Origin of the sequence: Flavobacterium sp. SOK18b (assembly GCF_014156605.1) — a bacterium.
Lineage (GTDB): Bacteria > Bacteroidota > Bacteroidia > Flavobacteriales > Flavobacteriaceae > Flavobacterium > Flavobacterium tiangeerense.
Genome location: NZ_QKNZ01000007.1, coordinates 25,060 through 40,946, shown reverse-complemented (window position 1 = coordinate 40,946; position 15,887 = coordinate 25,060). Strand labels below are relative to the sequence as shown.

Annotated in this window: 15 protein-coding genes; 7 read left to right on the top strand and 8 right to left on the bottom strand. The window is 35.1% G+C overall.

Annotated elements, in window-relative coordinates; genetic code table 11:
* The first annotated feature begins 371 nt into the window (after positions 1–371).
* Both mtaB and DNC80_RS01620 read left to right on the top strand, forming a co-directional pair.
* Positions 372–1,700, top strand: coding sequence for a tRNA (N(6)-L-threonylcarbamoyladenosine(37)-C(2))-methylthiotransferase MtaB (gene mtaB / locus DNC80_RS01625; RefSeq protein ID WP_182648649.1), 1,329 nt, complete (start codon positions 372–374; stop codon positions 1,698–1,700).
* A gap of 190 nt (positions 1,701–1,890) precedes the next feature.
* Positions 1,891–2,766: a L,D-transpeptidase gene (locus DNC80_RS01620; protein ID WP_182648647.1), complete on the top strand. Its 876-nt coding sequence runs from the start codon at positions 1,891–1,893 to the stop codon at positions 2,764–2,766.
* Positions 2,767–2,861: 95 nt separating this feature from the next.
* Here DNC80_RS01620 and DNC80_RS01615 read toward each other — a convergent pair whose 3' ends face one another.
* The 4 genes from DNC80_RS01615 to DNC80_RS01600 form a co-directional block, all read right to left on the bottom strand.
* Positions 2,862–3,578, bottom strand: coding sequence for a 3-ketoacyl-ACP reductase (locus DNC80_RS01615; protein ID WP_182648645.1), 717 nt, complete (start codon positions 3,576–3,578; stop codon positions 2,862–2,864).
* Positions 3,579–3,779: 201 nt separating this feature from the next.
* A complete protein-coding gene (locus DNC80_RS01610; RefSeq protein ID WP_255493145.1) occupies positions 3,780–6,470 on the bottom strand; it encodes a von Willebrand factor type A domain-containing protein in 2,691 nt (896 codons plus the stop codon).
* A gap of 2 nt (positions 6,471–6,472) precedes the next feature.
* Positions 6,473–6,973, bottom strand: a complete 501-nt coding sequence (locus DNC80_RS01605; protein WP_144889040.1) for an RNA polymerase sigma factor — start codon at positions 6,971–6,973, stop codon at positions 6,473–6,475.
* Between the two features lie 107 nt (positions 6,974–7,080).
* Entirely contained in the window at positions 7,081–7,917 is an 837-nt protein-coding gene (locus tag DNC80_RS01600) for a hypothetical protein (protein WP_182648643.1), read from the bottom strand.
* Positions 7,918–8,069: 152 nt separating this feature from the next.
* Between DNC80_RS01600 and DNC80_RS01595 the strand changes: the two genes are divergently transcribed.
* Positions 8,070–8,948 (top strand): PPK2 family polyphosphate kinase, encoded by an 879-nt coding sequence (locus DNC80_RS01595; RefSeq protein WP_182648701.1) that lies wholly within the window; start codon positions 8,070–8,072, stop codon positions 8,946–8,948.
* 56 nt (positions 8,949–9,004) lie between these two features.
* Here DNC80_RS01595 and DNC80_RS01590 read toward each other — a convergent pair whose 3' ends face one another.
* Positions 9,005–9,586 (bottom strand): outer membrane beta-barrel protein, encoded by a 582-nt coding sequence (locus tag DNC80_RS01590; RefSeq protein ID WP_182648641.1) that lies wholly within the window; start codon positions 9,584–9,586, stop codon positions 9,005–9,007.
* A 228-nt stretch (positions 9,587–9,814) separates the two neighbouring features.
* Between DNC80_RS01590 and DNC80_RS01585 the strand changes: the two genes are divergently transcribed.
* The 3 genes from DNC80_RS01585 to DNC80_RS01575 all read left to right on the top strand — a co-directional run bounded on the left by DNC80_RS01585 (position 9,815) and on the right by DNC80_RS01575 (position 12,486).
* Positions 9,815–11,197 carry an MATE family efflux transporter gene (locus tag DNC80_RS01585; RefSeq protein WP_182648639.1) on the top strand — a complete coding sequence of 461 codons (1,383 nt, stop codon included), beginning with the start codon at positions 9,815–9,817 and terminating at the stop codon, positions 11,195–11,197.
* Positions 11,198–11,268: 71 nt separating this feature from the next.
* Positions 11,269–12,177 (top strand): prohibitin family protein, encoded by a 909-nt coding sequence (locus DNC80_RS01580; RefSeq protein ID WP_182648637.1) that lies wholly within the window; start codon positions 11,269–11,271, stop codon positions 12,175–12,177.
* 78 nt (positions 12,178–12,255) lie between these two features.
* Entirely contained in the window at positions 12,256–12,486 is a 231-nt protein-coding gene (locus tag DNC80_RS01575; RefSeq protein ID WP_086453598.1) for a hypothetical protein, read from the top strand.
* A 3-nt stretch (positions 12,487–12,489) separates the two neighbouring features.
* On the opposite strand, the gene meaB is transcribed toward DNC80_RS01575, so the two are convergent.
* From meaB to DNC80_RS01560, 3 genes are all read right to left on the bottom strand, one after another.
* Positions 12,490–13,581 (bottom strand): methylmalonyl Co-A mutase-associated GTPase MeaB, encoded by a 1,092-nt coding sequence (gene meaB / locus DNC80_RS01570; RefSeq protein WP_255493147.1) that lies wholly within the window; start codon positions 13,579–13,581, stop codon positions 12,490–12,492.
* 94 nt (positions 13,582–13,675) lie between these two features.
* Positions 13,676–14,323 carry an NAD(P)-dependent oxidoreductase gene (locus tag DNC80_RS01565; RefSeq protein ID WP_182648633.1) on the bottom strand — a complete coding sequence of 216 codons (648 nt, stop codon included), beginning with the start codon at positions 14,321–14,323 and terminating at the stop codon, positions 13,676–13,678.
* A gap of 55 nt (positions 14,324–14,378) precedes the next feature.
* Positions 14,379–14,786: an Rrf2 family transcriptional regulator gene (locus DNC80_RS01560; RefSeq protein ID WP_182648631.1), complete on the bottom strand. Its 408-nt coding sequence runs from the start codon at positions 14,784–14,786 to the stop codon at positions 14,379–14,381.
* 142 nt (positions 14,787–14,928) lie between these two features.
* Here DNC80_RS01560 and DNC80_RS01555 point away from each other — a divergent pair, with 142 nt between their 5' ends.
* Positions 14,929–15,840: an AEC family transporter gene (locus tag DNC80_RS01555; RefSeq protein ID WP_182648629.1), complete on the top strand. Its 912-nt coding sequence runs from the start codon at positions 14,929–14,931 to the stop codon at positions 15,838–15,840.
* Positions 15,841–15,887 lie beyond the last annotated feature (47 nt).

Below are 15,887 nucleotides of genomic sequence, written 5' to 3'. Positions count from 1 at the left end.
TCTCTCACTTCTACTTTATTAATTTATAATACGCTTTTCGTTTTTAACATTTTCAAAATGGATTTATGGGTAACATAAGTTTGGCTTGTGTCCCAAATATAGAAATAATAATTTTATTACAAAAGTAACAGCGTGTTTCTTGTTGATGCAGTTTTGGTGTGTACTAAGTGAGTTTGCGTGAGGGATAGCAGCGGTATCCTTTATTTTTTTTCTTTAAAAAAATAAAGATAGAGCGTATAGCCCGACCCGCAGTTTACGGAGGGGCACGCCCTGTTTAATAAAAATTCAATTCGTTGTAGTATTCTCGTATTTGTTCGTAAATTTGCGCACGCTATTTTTTTGACAACGATTTCATTAGATAGCGCTTACTTATGGAAAAACGCAAAAAAGTAGCCTTTTATACTTTAGGCTGTAAACTCAATTTCTCAGAAACATCAACTATTGCGCGCAATCTTCAAGACGAGGGTTTTGATCGCGTTGATTTTGAAGATGTGGCTGATATGTATGTGATTAATACGTGTTCAGTTACTGAAAATGCCGATAAACAATTCAAGCAAGTGGTGCGTAAGGCCATGAAGCTCAATGATAAAGCTTTTGTGGCTGCGGTGGGTTGTTATGCGCAACTGAAACCGGAGGAATTGGCGGCGGTGGATGGCGTAGATTTGGTTCTTGGTGCTACCGAAAAATTCAAACTAGCCGATTACATCAACGATTTGTCTAAAAATGATATGGGCGAGGTGCATTCGTGCGAGATTGCCGAAGCTGATTTTTATGTAGGCAGTTATTCTATAGGCGATAGAACGCGCGCGTTCTTAAAAGTTCAGGATGGTTGTGATTATAAATGTACCTATTGCACGATTCCGCTTGCGAGAGGAATTTCTAGAAGTGACGAGTTAGAAAATGTATTGAAAAATGCAGCTGAAATTTCGAAACAAGACATTAAAGAAATCGTACTTACTGGTGTAAATATTGGCGATTACGGTAAAGGGGAATTTGGAAATAAAAAACACGAACATACTTTTCTGGAATTGGTTCAGGCTTTGGATGAAGTAGACGGTATTGAGCGTTTGCGAATTTCGTCTATTGAACCGAATTTATTGAAAAACGAAACGATTGAATTTGTTTCGAAAAGCAGGACTTTTGTACCGCATTTTCATATTCCGTTGCAATCAGGAAGTAATGATATTTTGAAGTTAATGAAGCGTCGTTACTTGCGCGAGGTGTATACAGAGCGCGTGAATAAAATTCGCGAGGTGATGCCACACGCGTGTATAGGTGTAGACGTGATTGTAGGTTTTCCTGGTGAAACGGACGAGCATTTTCTGGAAACGTATCATTTTTTGAATGATTTGGATATTTCGTACTTGCATGTTTTTACGTATTCAGAGCGTGATAATACCGAAGCTGCTGCTATGAGTGGCGTGGTTCCGGCAAATGTGCGTGCGAAACGTAGTAAAATGTTACGTGGACTCTCGGTTAAAAAACGTCGTGCTTTTTATGAAAGTCAATTGGGAACGCAACGCAAAGTGTTGTTTGAAAGTGAAAATAAAGAAGGTTACATTCACGGATTTACTGAGAATTACGTAAAAGTAAAAACGCCTTGGAATCCAGAATTGGTGAATACGCTGCACGATATCAACTTGACTCGAATTGATGAGGATGGCAGCGTGCGCATGGATTTTGTATCTGTGTTAGTGTAGGTTTTAAACATATAAGTCATTTAAGTAAAACATTTTAAACCATTAAGGGGTTGAGTTCATTAAGTTTTAGGCTTAATTTTCTTGATTTCTTAATGTTTTTTTGAAGTTTAATTCTGTAACAACTAATACAAATTGTGTAAGAGACTTGATAGCTGATTGAGGTAATTTTAACAAAATAAAATTAAACCTTATGAAGCCAATTGTTTATATCCTCAGTGCATTAGTTTGCTCTGTTTTGTTTTCTTGTCAAGAGAATGCCAAAAAGTCTAAAGACAAAAATCAAACAGAAAAACTACCAACAAAAATAGAACGAAAAAAACCGGGTAGCATCTCTTATCATTTTGAAAACACAAAAGAATGGGTGGAGAAAGCTACAAACAATAGTGCTCAATTGCAGCTTGCTTATGCTATTAATAGAACAGATGCTGAGAATTTTAAAAAATTAGATTCGGTACTTGTACCCAATGATTTTACTGGAGACATAGCCTATTATTTACCTTTTCCTTTGAAAGTTCCGTATTTGAAAGATGTTGACAAGATTATCTATTTTTCGTACCCAACACAAACCTTTGCAGCCTATGAAAACGGCGAACTAATTTATACCGGTCCAACGAATATGGGAAGGGAAAAAGATAAAACACCAACGGGATTGTTTTTTACCAACTGGAAAGCTGAAAAAACAACCAGTACTTTTAACGACGAATGGGATTTAAAATGGAATTTTAACATCGAAAATAAATTGGGTGTTGGTTTTCATCAATATGCTTTGCCAGGGTATCCAGCGTCGCACTCTTGTTTGAGACTTCAGGAAAGTGATGCTAAAAAACTGTACAGTTGGGCAGACGAATGGATACTTCAAGATGATCAAAATGTAAAAGTAAAAGGAACTCCTGTCATTGTTTTCGGAGCCTATCCGTTTGGCAAAACCAAACCTTGGTATGTTTTGGCAGACGATGCGAAAGGTTTACAACTCAGTGAAAGTGATATCGAAAGAGAAACAAAAGCACATATGAATACTATTTTAAAAGAACAGAAAAATAGAGCTACGCAACAAAATAAGGAATAGCCACAGATTGTAATAAAGAAAAAACCATTGAGAAAGCGATTTTAATTTGCTTCTCAATGGTTTTTAATTTTTATCCTTTTTGTTTTTTAAAATCCTTACGGATTAGTAGACCAAAGGCTGCTGTTTTTTACAAACACGCGACGGTTTAGTTTCAGTTGCGCGATTACGAGCTCAGCCATATCTTCGGCTTGCATTACTTTATCCGGATTTCCGTCGGTTAGTTTTAGTTCTTTTGCCATGTCAGTAGCAACTGTACTTGGTGTAAGTGCGGTAACGCGTATGTTGTGTTTGCGCATTTCTTGCATCAATGAATCGGTTAGTCCTAACAACGCAAATTTAGAGGCACTGTAGGCGCTAGTCAATGCATTTCCAGCCAATCCAGCGGTTGATGAGATGTTGATAATGTCTCCAGTTTGTCTTTCAATCATGTTCGGAACAACGGCTCTGGTTACGTAATACGGTCCCATTAAATTCACTTGAATAATGCGTTCCCAGTCTGTCGGTTCTAATTCTAAGAATTTTCCAAAAGAAGCAATACCCGCGTTATTAATTAAAATATCAATAGTTCCAAATTCGCTTAGTGCTTTTTCTACCGCAGCGTTTACAGAGTTGATGTCAGCAACATCTGCAGTAACAGCCAGTGCTTTTACACGTAATGAACGTACTTTGGCCGCTACGCTATCAATTTCTTCTTGAGTGCGCGCTACTAAAATTACGTTTACGCCTTCTTTGGCTAATGCCAATGCAATTGCTTTACCTATTCCTTTTCCAGCACCAGTAACAAGTGCATTTTTATTTTTTAAATCAGTCATTTTTTGCTTTGTTTTTGTTCCAAAACAAAGTTAAGGCATTTGCTCAGGGTAGAGGCTGTCTTTAACTTAAAATTAAAGCCAAAATATTTTAGAACTATTTCTCAACTTTTGGAGTTAAAAGAATGAAGTTTTCAATTGAAAAATGAAATAAAAAAAGAGCTAACAGGTTTTCAAAACCTATTAGCTCTAAAACTTAATAAATTATTTCACAGTTTCTACCAAACGGACAAACTCTGCTTTATAACCGTCTTCGTCATTGGACAATCCTTCTTTTGCCAGTTTTTTGATTTCTTCAGAGGATTTATTAGATACTAGTTTTGAATCTCTCAATTTCAACCCAAACCAAGCTACAGCGGAACTAAATTTAAAATCATCGGACGAATTTTTCAAGGGAATTGATTTGTTTTCAATAGCCTTTACCATTTCGATACTTTTGTCTCCGTCTGGTTTTTTATAACGGAATTTTATAGTTGCAAGCTCTTCACTATAATTACTTTCGTTTGGATAAACTTTTGTGTATTTTAAATCAGGTTGATTGTTGATAAATTCATTTTCCACACCAGTTGGAATCACTTCGTACAGAGCAGTTACTGTATGGCCGCTACCTAATTCTCCTGCATCAATGGAATCGTTTGTAAAATCTTCAGGGCGCAATTTTCTGTTTTCGTAGCCAATTAATCGGTACGCCTGAACATGTTTTGGATTGAATTCGATTTGGATTTTCACGTCTTTGGCGATAGCAAACATTGAACCTTTGAATTCTTTACCTAAGAAACGATTGGCTTCTTGAATATTGTCGATATAAGCATAATTTCCATTGCCTTTGTCGGCTAAAGTTTCCATTTTGCTGTCTTTGTAATTGCCCATTCCATAACCCAAACAAGTTAAGAAAACTCCCGATTTTCTTTTTTCTTCAATCAAGGTTTGCATATCAGTATTGGATGAAGCACCAACGTTAAAATCACCATCAGTAGCCAGAATTACCCGATTATTACCTCCTTTGATAAAGTTTTCTTCTGCCAATTTATAAGCCAATTCTATTCCTGCACCACCAGCCGTGCTTCCGCCAGCATTGAGTTTTTCCAACGCATCGATGATAGTTTGTTTTTCGTCTCCAGTTGTTGGAGGCAAAACCATTCCTGCTGCTCCAGCATAAACCACAATGGCTACTTTGTCTTTTTTTCGGAGTTCGTTTACCAAAATTTTCAGTGATTGTTTCAGTAAAGGCAATTTGTTGAGATCATTCATCGAACCTGAAACATCAATCAAGAAAACTAAGTTGGAAGCTGGCAGATTATCCGTTGGAATATTTTTGCCTTGCAAACCAATTTTTAGCAATTGGTGTTTTGGATTCCAAGGACAATCACTGTATTCCGTATTAATCGAAAACGGATTTTGGTCTTGTGGTTGTGGATATTTGTATTTGAAAAAATTAACCATTTCTTCAACTCTCACGGCATCTTTCGGCACGGTTTGACCGTTGTTGATGAAACGTCTTATGTTGGTATAAGAAGCGTTGTCAACATCAATGGAGAAAGTGGAAAGTGGTGCTGATTTTGGACTTTCGAATTGATTTTCTACAAAATTTTCATAGTCTTCTTGTGAAACTTCGATAGATTTTGGTGGAACTACTATTTGTTCTTGCTTTTTATTTTTGCTCAGTTTTTTGAGTCTTTTTTCTAGTTCTTTTTTAGAAAGATTTTGATAAGTTCCGTTTTTTGTTGTTAGTAAAATGACACCATTTGATGCTCTACTTCCGTATAAAGAAGTTGCTGCGAAGTCCTTTAGGACGTTTACAGTTTTAATATTTTCGGGTTTTAATTGTTTGAACTCCTCAGGATTCACAGGAACACCATCAATAATGTATAAAGGTTCGTTTGATTGTGTAATGGATGCTTTCCCGCGGATTCTAATTGTTGGATATGGTTTAGGCGAGTCTTGACTCAAATATTCAGGATTGTTTGTAATTTGAACTCCTGCAATTTTACCTTGAAGGGCTTGACTAACATTTGCTGATTTTTGTTTCATCAAATCAGTACCAGAAATCATAGTAACAGAACTCATCAAAACTGATTTTTTTGGCATTGATGCATAACCAGTAACTACAACTTCATTCAAAGCCATTGAATTATTAACCAGTTTCATATTTATTTTATCATTTTCACCAACAGTAGCATAACTGTTTTCATATCCTATATATGAAAAAACAAGTTCATCTCCTTTTTCAGCTTTGATGCTAAATTTTCCATCAAAGGTAGTTGCGACTCCTTTTGTTATTCCTTTAATATATACATTTACCCCAGGAAGTGGTAAGTCTTGTTCGTCTGTAACTATACCCGAAATCATTCTTGTTGTGGCATCGTAAGTAGATGTGATTTTGGCTTTTGCCTTATTTTCTTCTAATGCAATTGCTTCGACTTTATAGGAGTTAATATTTTCTTCTTTGTCCTTGCTCAATTCGATGTCTTCTGAAGTAGTAGAAGTTATTTGATTGATGTTACTATTTATTTGAGTTGTTGTTTTTACTACGACTACAGGTTTTTCAATTTGTTTTTTTAGAATAACTTCAGCATCTGGTTTTATGGTTTTTGAAAGTCCCTCGGTTTGTTTAGGCTCTGTTTTTTCTTGTATAACTATGCTGTTTTCTTTCGTTCCGCTTGGCATGAGTACTCTCGAATCGGTCTTAATAAACTGGTGTCCCAATGAGAAAAACAATAGGAGTGAAGCGGCAATGGTTAATTTTTTCCAAAGTGCAATAGCTTTTTTGTCTTCTTTTTTGTCTAGTTTTTCTTCAACTCGCATCCAAACTTTTTCCATTGCAGGAAAGTTTTTTTCTTCTGCTTTTTGGGAAGCATTTTTTATTTTGTGGAATATTTTTTCTTGATTGTCCATGACTATTTTGCTTTTTGGTAATACAAATTGTTTACTAACTCTTTGAGCTTGGTTTTCGAAGCATTCAATTGTGATTTGGATGTGCCTTCGGAAATGTTCAGCATAACTGCAATTTCTTTGTGGCCATAGCCTTCGATAACGAAAAGATTAAAAATCGTCTTGCAACCTTCAGGAATGTGATTGAGTAAATTCAGCAAATCTTCCTCTTCGAGGTCCGTTATTTCATCAGTAAAAGGTTGCGCAATAGTTTTGATATCATCAAGATGCAAATTGAAATTGGTGTTTTTCTTGATGGTAGCCAAACAATGATTGACTGTAATTTTTCGGGACCAAGCTTCAAAAGCGCCAAATTCTTTGAGCTGTTCGAGTTTGGTAAAAATAGTATAGAAAGCGTCGGCCAATGCCTCTTCTATTTCTTCCTCTTTCTTTAGGTAGCGCTTGCAAGTGCGGTACAATTTTGGAGCCATAAGCTCATACACTTGACGCTGGGCATCTCGGTGCATTTTTTTGCAGTCAGAAATTAAATTTTCGTTTATCACAATTTATGTCTTTCTACTAAAGAGATTAAAAAAATGAAAAAGGTTGGGATGGAGATAAAATATTTTTTGATTTATTGTTTTGAAAAGGATAATTTATAAATATACGTTTCTAAAACCTCAGTGTCTTTGTCTTCACAAAGCAGGAACTCAATTTTTTCTTTTGAATTGGTGTATAAAGTCAATCCCTCAAATTTATGGGTATCGCTAATTTTTTGTGTGAAATTGATTTTCATGGTTTTCAAGTCGATGCTCCCAATTAAGCTTCCTAAAACTTCGCCATCATCATACGTCGATTTTGTATCTTCGGCTGTGGCCAAAAAATAAAGCGTATCGTCTACAAGAATTGCATCGGTAAAGCTGCTGCGTACTCCTTTTATTTTAGGTAATTTGTAAGCATTGGAAAGAATTTGAAAATCGTTTGTTAGGTTTTTTCCGGCTATGGTAAAAATTACATTTTTATTCGAAATTCCGTTTCCGCGGTTCAATAAATACCAATTTTGACCATTATACGTGGCGCCTTCAATATTGAAATCTTCGGGATTGATCCCGCCAAAGTTTTGCATGACAGCATACAAATCGGTTAAATCTTGAGTTGCAATTATTTTTTTATCGGCATCGTTTAGTTGAATCATTTTGTTTCTATTGGCGGTTGATCCAGAGCCAAAAACATAAAGACTATCGGCAAAGTATGCGATAGCTTCAAAATCGGCTTTGTCTTTTTTAGGGGTGTTTTCAATAGGATTTTCGAGCAATGGATGGCGTTTTAAGTCTTTAGAATCCAATTGGTATTCATAAAGAAATCCGCTGTTATCACCTATTATTAGTAGGGAATTGTCTTTATAGATTAGTCCTGAAGCTGAACCAATACCGATGATATGCAAGAGAATTTCGAGTTTGAATTTTTCCATTATTTGTGTTTTTGCAGCAAGTCCCTAGCCCTGATGGAAGCGTTATCCTTTTACGAACGCCTTTTTTTGGCGGAGGAAAAGATTCAAGCGTACAGCAGGAAAAAGCTCCTTGTAATTTGTTATATTTGAGAAGTAAAGATAAATTATTTCCTATGAAGTCTATAAATCCGGATGATTTTAAAGTTGTTGACAAAATTAAGTTGTCAAAATTGCCAACCAATTTAGAAATTGGTGCCAGCGATGAAAAAAAAGAAGATAAATTAAAGGATGTCACTGAAAAATTAAGTGCCCTCCAAGATGTCATGTATGCGCACAATAGGTATGGTGTTTTGATTTGTTTGCAAGGAATGGATACTTCTGGAAAGGACAGTTTGATTCGGGAAGTTTTTAAGGAATTTAACTCGAGAGGAGTCGTGGTGCATAGTTTTAAAACACCAAATTCTACTGAATTAGAGCATGATTATTTGTGGAGACATTATTTAGTTTTACCAGAAAAAGGAAAGTTTGCTGTGTTTAATAGATCGCATTATGAAAATGTTTTGGTGACGAGAGTGCATCCAGAATATATTTTGAACGAGAATTTACCTGGGATAGAAAACGTAGCAGACATTACGCAGAAGTTTTGGGAAAATAGAATGGAGCAGATCAATAATTTTGAAAAGCATATTACCCAAAATGGAACCATAATGCTAAAGTTCTTTTTGCATTTGAGTAAAGAGGAGCAAAGGCAGCGCTTGTTGCGCCGTTTAGAAGAGACGGAGCACAACTGGAAATTTTCGGTAGGAGATTTGAAAGAACGTGATCAATGGGATAATTATATGCATTTTTATGAAGAAGCCATAAACAAGACAAGTTCTGAGCATGCGCCATGGTATGTTGTTCCAGCTGATGATAAAGAAATGGCACGTTATATTGTGGCTAAGATTATCTGGGAGGAAATGCAAAAACATACTGATATTAAGGAACCAGAGATGGATGATAAGGTCAAGGCTAATATGGAACTGTATAAAGAAATGTTAGAAAAGGAATAGACAAAAAAAATGCGCTGAATTTCAGCGCATTTTTTTATAACTAATTTTATGAGGTCTTATAGTTTAAAACCGTAAGCCAAACGTACACCAACTTGTCCAACTCCTCTACCAAGAGTTCCATTGTTGTTTAAACGATCAAAATGATTGTAATGTGTATAGTTCAACGATACATCGATATATTTAGTAGCATATCCTATACTTGGAGACAACAATAAAGATGTTTTATCTCTTGTATTGTCTACATTACTTACTGCAAATGCAGCACCTGCTTCACCCATTAAGTAAAATTGATCATTCCAAACAAATGCTTTGAAACCTGCTTTAGCTGGGATTAAACCTAAATCTTTTCCTTCTGTTTGTCCAGGAAATCCATCTGCTTTACTTTGAAATAAATTGGTATATCCTGTAGTTAAAGTCAAAGAGTATCTTTTTGATAAATCATACTGACCTCTTACGTCAGCTCCAAGGGATAGTTTGTATGGATCATTAGTTGAGTAACCTGCATTTAATCCTACACCTAAACGGAAACCTTGATCGTAATTTTCTGCTGTGTTTGTTTCTTGTGCTTGAGTTGTTGAAGCAAACATCATTGCTACTGCTACTAAAAATCCTGTTTTAATTTTTCCTGCGATTGTCATAATTGTAAAATTTAATATTAATGTTTTGTGTCATTTTGCTTTTGTTATTCGTGCAATACAACGGTACAAATATAGACTTGGAGTTTTGTAGACATGTTATACAATTTAACGGGTTTGTTACAGAATTTCTTGTTTTGGGGAGTAATAATGAAAAAAGCTAGTTTAATAATGCAATTGTAAAGCTAGAATTAAAAGCTTCTATTATCTTTGTCATCAAAAAAGAACAAAGTGAATTTATCGCAGTACGTCAAAGAGTTTTCTTATAACATCAAATTAGCCTATCCTGTTATTCTAGGAATGTTGGGACATACATTAATAGGTATTGTTGATAATTTTATGGTAGGGAAATTAGGCTCTACTGAATTAGCAGCTGTTTCACTTGGAAATAGTTTTATTTTTATTGCAATGTCTATAGGTATTGGGTTTTCTACGGCAATAACACCGCTTATAGCAGAGGCCGATGCTGAAAAAGACAATCAAAAAATCCGAACTACTTTTCATCACGGATTATTGTTATGTACCATTTTGGGATTTGTGTTGTTTGTGGTTACGGTACTTTCTAAACAGTTAATGTATATCATGCAACAGCCCAAAGAAGTGGCTGATCTTGCTGCACCTTATATTGATTGGGTAGCTTTTTCTATGATTCCGGTAATCATGTACCAAGGATACAAGCAGTTTGCAGATGGTTTATCAAAAACTAAATACTCTATGTATGCTATTTTGCTAGCAAATGTGGTGCATATCTTTTTTAACTACGTATTGATTTATGGAGTCTGGATTTTTCCAAAATTAGGAATTTTAGGTGCAGCATTAGGAACGGTTTTATCCCGAATCATGATGGTCGTTTTTATGCATTATCTGATGAAAAGAAACGCCGATTTGAAAAAATACTTCAAGAATTTTAGTTTCAAGGAAATAAAAAAATCGATTCTTAAAAAAATCATTAATTTAGGAATGCCCTCAGCCATGCAAATGCTTTTTGAGGTTACTTTATTTACGGCGGCAATTTGGCTCTCTGGATCATTGGGAAAAAATAGCCAAGCTGCAAATCAAATTGCATTAATCCTGGCATCATCAACCTTTATGGTGGCTATGGGACTTAGTGTTACAGCCATGATACGAGTAAGTAATACCAAGGGATTGAATGATTTTAAGCAACTTATTGTAGTAGCGCGCTCTATTTTTATTTTAGCTATTTTACTAGAAATATTTTTTGCGATTTTATTTGTTGTTTTTCATCAAGTGTTACCACATTTTTTCTTAAACATGTCCGATGCGAGTCAACTAGTTGATAATAATGAAATTATAGCAATCACTTCAAAACTATTGTTGATTGCAGCTATATTTCAAATTTCAGATGGGATTCAAGTAGTTGTTTTGGGTGCACTTAGAGGTCTTCAAGATGTAAAAATCCCTATGTATATTACCTTTGTAGCCTATTGGGTTGTTGGTTTTCCTATATCGTATTATTTAGGAAAGTACACAGAACTCAAAGCGGTGGGTATCTGGATAGGACTTTTAGCAGGTTTAACAATTGCTGCATTATTTTTGTATATTCGCTTTGCAAGATTGACTAAGAAGTTGGCAATGCAACAACATCAAAGTTAAATTTTTTCGTACATTGTAACTTCTTATTTCTATTTCCGTATAACAAGGATACAAACCTAATCCCTAACAAAATGATAGTATTTATTATCCTTGGAGTCGTTCTTTTAGTTTTTAGTTTCACATTAAATAATACGTCAAATTCTTTTTCTAAATTTTCAGGAGCTCTAAAAATTGCAGGTATTCTTCTGATTTTTTTAGGCGTTGTTTCGTCGGTTTTCAAACAAATTGATGCTGGTAAAGTAGGCGTAAAGTCGCTTTATGGAAGTGTGCAGTCAGATATCCTAGAAAGCGGATTGAGTTTGATTAATCCTCTTATGGATGTGACTGAATTTGACATTCAAACACAAAATTATACCATGTCTGCCGTTCATAGTGAAGGAGCTCAGCAAGGTGATGATGCAATTCGTGTTCTTTCTAATGATGGACTGGAAGTAGTCATCGATTTGACTGTTTTATTCAGAATTTCTCCAGAATCTGCTCCAAAAATCTTTAAAGAAATTGGTGTAAACTATTCAGATAAAATTGTTCGTCCAGTAACTAGAACGCGTATTAGAGACAATGCTGTTTATTATGATGCTGTAGCTTTGTATTCAACAAAAAGAAATGAATTTCAACAACGTATTTTTAAAACCATTGAAGCTGATTTCAAAGCTAGAGGTTTAGTTTTAGAGCAACTTCTCATTCGAAATATAAACTTACCAGCATCAGTAAAAGCCTCTATCGAAAGTAAAATTAATGCAGAGCAAGATGCGCAAAAAATGACGTTTGTGTTGCAGAAAGAAAAACAAGAAGCCGAACGTAAAAGAGTAGAAGCACAAGGTATTGCAGATTATCAGCGTATTATTTCGACAGGATTGTCAGATAAACAATTGCAATACGAGCAAATAAAGGCACAAAAAGAATTAGCTGCCTCATCAAATACAAAAATTATTTTTATGAATGGAAGAGGAAGTGCACCTATAATTCTTTCAGATAAATAGATTTTTGAAGTTTTGGAGGAACTAAAGAAAACTCACTTAAATGGTGAATTGTAAAACGAATCAATAAAATAATACATAATGGAATTACCAAAATTTTTACTAGGAGACAATACTGATTTTCCCGAAGATATTTTTATCATACACTTAGACTATCCAAGATTTATTATTAATCTGAAAGACGATGAGGTAGAGTTTATGGAAGAAGCTGAGGATTTAGATGAAGCTGAATTAAATACTGAAATGGAAGGATTAATCGTTCTTGCCAATGAGTTTTATGACCGGGAAATGGAACGCTACGAAAAAGAGTAAGTTTTACTCTTTTTTGAAATAGGTTTCTAATAATTTTTGAGCGGCTGCAAAGGGTGAAATTTCATCATTTTGTACCGCTTTTTTTGTAGAGGCTAGTAATTTTTGGATTTCTAAATTGCTGAAAAAATTGGTTTTCAATTGCTCGTTAATCGTCTCAAGCATCCAATATTGATTTTGTTCTTTTCGTTTTTCAAAAAAATAAGTATTGCCTTTTGTGAGCTCTAAAAATTTTTGAATGGTTTGCCAAACTTCGGGTATTCCCTCATGAGTAATGGCACTACAAGCCGCAGTTGTGGGTGTCCAGCCTGATTTTTTGGCCGGAAAAAGATGTAAAGCTCTGTTGAATTCTAATTTGGCAAGATTGGCTCTTTTGATATTATCGCCATCTGCTTTGTTGATCACAATAGCATCTGCCATTTCCATGATCCCTCGTTTAATGCCTTGTAATTCATCGCCTGCACCAGATATTTTTAACAGCAAGAAAAAATCAACCATACTGTGAACAGCCGTTTCGCTTTGGCCTACGCCAACAGTTTCTATAATAATGATATCAAAACCTGCAGCTTCACAAAGTGTAATGGTTTCACGAGTTTTACGGGCTACACCTCCTAATGTTTCTCCTGAGGCTGATGGACGGATAAACGCATTTTTATCTTTGACCAATTCTTCCATGCGAGTTTTATCACCCAGAATACTTCCGTGTGAGATCGTGCTACTTGGATCAACGGCCAGTACGGCTACTTTTTTTCCTAAACTCGTTAAGTATTTCCCAAACGCCTCAATAAAAGTGCTTTTTCCCACGCCGGGAACGCCTGTAATTCCAATTCTCACCGATTTATTGGCGTGCGGTAAGCAAGCTGTGATTACTTCATTGGCTTTAGCCAAATGAGTACTGCTGGTACTTTCTACAAGAGTAATGGCTCGGCTCAAGGCAGTAATATTTTCGGCTAAAATACCTTCAAAAAGTTCTTTTGCGGAAGGTTGTATTTTTCTAAAACGCTGAATAACTCCAACAGATGTTGTGCTGATCATTTCGGGAGGAGCAATTCCGGGTTTTTCGTGTAGTGCGCTTGGGTTTTTGTTTTTTTGTTCCAAAATATGGTGGCGTTGAACTGTAAAAGTACTAAAAACAAAAACAGTTTCAAATAAGCTTTTGCCTTTTGAAACTGTTTTTTGTAATGACTTAAAATTAGTATGCCGCTGTAAATCGTACTTGATGATGCTTTGGTTCTTCGGCTTCATCGGCAATAACAACCGCAAGATCCTCAACAGATAGAATGCTTCTTTGATCTTCATTAAAGACAGGATTTTCTAAACCCAGACGGTATTTTCCAGTTCTTCCTGTAGTTATTCCTTGGTGCATCTCTAAAGCTGGACTAAAGAATGTCCAATTCAATTCTTTTTCCTCTTTAATATGATTCAAGTAATCTCTTGCAGCGGTAGCGCCCGTATAATATTCTTTAGGGAAATCAGGTGTGTCTACAGCTTGAACATTCGGCGCAACGTACAAACTTCCGCCACCACCAATAGTGATGAATCGTTTTGCATCTGATTTTTTTACCGCTTCCTGAATTGTTTTTGAGGCTTCAAGAAAATCGTTGTAAAAGTTAGGATTGGTCCAGCCAGCACTGTAAGTGTTAATCACAAGATCATTTCCTGTAATGGCCTCAAGTAATTCCGTTTCTGCATTAGCATCAGCCTTAATCCATTTTACGTGTTCTTTGTTTTCGTCTTTTGGGTTTCTCGCAATTGCAGTAATTTCATGATTACGTGATGTCAATTCGTTTAAAATAGCAGTACCCACAAATCCTGTGGCGCCAATAATAGCAATTTTCATAATGTTGGGTTTTAATAAGTAATAAAAAATGTTACAGTTTAATTTAAAAAAAAGTTTAAAATTGGTTCGAAAATTTTTCGAGTGTTATGTTGCTCAATTCAGAGCTGATTTTAGTGTTGATCTCATCATACAAATCGGTTAGTTTTTCATTCATTTTTCTTCCGATAGGGCATTTTGGATTGGGCGTGTTTTTTGCATAGCCTAAGTTAACGGTTTCAAAAGTCATTTTAAATATGGTATCTAAAGTAAGGGAAGCTGCTGAAACTGATAATTTACTACCTCCATTTTTACCTTCTTTACTAACTACAATATTATTTTTTTTAAGGTTTGCTATCTCTTTCCGAACCAAAACGGGGTGTACATTCATACTCGACGCCAAGAACTCAGAGGATAAATATTCCTCAGGAAATTGATGCAGCAATGTGAGAATGTGAATGGTTATAGCAAACTTACCTGAAATCATACTGTAATAAAATATGTTACAAATATACGATGTATTTTTAATTTTCCAATTTTAAAATATTTTTTTTCTTCGTGATGCGCCTATTTGTAAATTCATTTGATTCAATTCATAAAATAGGGGTACTTTTGTAGTAAATTAAGCTATGACCAATTTTATATTAATTTTTGTTTTTCTAGTACTGGGTATTATTTTGCAACATTGCAAAGGATTTCCAGTAGACATTTATAAATTCCTGAATAAAATTGTAATTTATATTTGTCTTCCTGCGCTTGCATTATTTTACATCCCTAAAATAAAATGGAGTACGGAGTTGCTTTTTCCTATTGGCGTTGCTTGGATAGGCTTTATCGGCGCGTATCTCTTTTTTACACTTTTAGGGAAAAAATTTGGTTGGTCTAATAAACTCATTGGATGTTTAATTCTGACAGCAGGATTAGGAAACACATCGTTTTTAGGATTTCCCATAATTGAAGCTTTATATGGTGAAGAAGGATTGAAAACAGCGATCTTGGTTGATCAACCAGGATCTTTTGTAGTACTTTCTACACTAGGTATTCTAGTTGCTACCATGTATTCTAGTAGTCAATCTAATGGATTTGATATTTTAAAAAAAATCCTTTTTTTTCCGCCTTTCATTACATTTATAATTGCTTGTGTCATGAATATTTTAGGATATGATTTTATTGATACGCTTCAATTTGGATTGCAAAAAGTAGGAAGTGGCGTAACACCAATAGCATTGTTATCAGTAGGACTGCAATTAAAATTTGAACGTAAAAGTCAACATTGGCGTTTTTTAGGACTCGGACTTCTTTATAAATTAATCCTAACTCCTGCACTCCTATATTTTCTGTATGTAGTGCTTTTGCAACAGCATTCTAAAATTATTCAAGTAGCAATCATGGAAGCTGCCATGGCCCCTATGATTACAGCTTGTATTTTATCTGCTTCCCATGGTTTAAAACCTCGTTTAAGCAGCATGATGATTGGTTTTGGAATCCCATTATCGTTTGTCACTTTGTTGTTTTGGTATTTTTTAGTACAATTCATTTGAACTGATTTATCACAACTAAATTTTTTATACGTTTATCTATTTTTTGA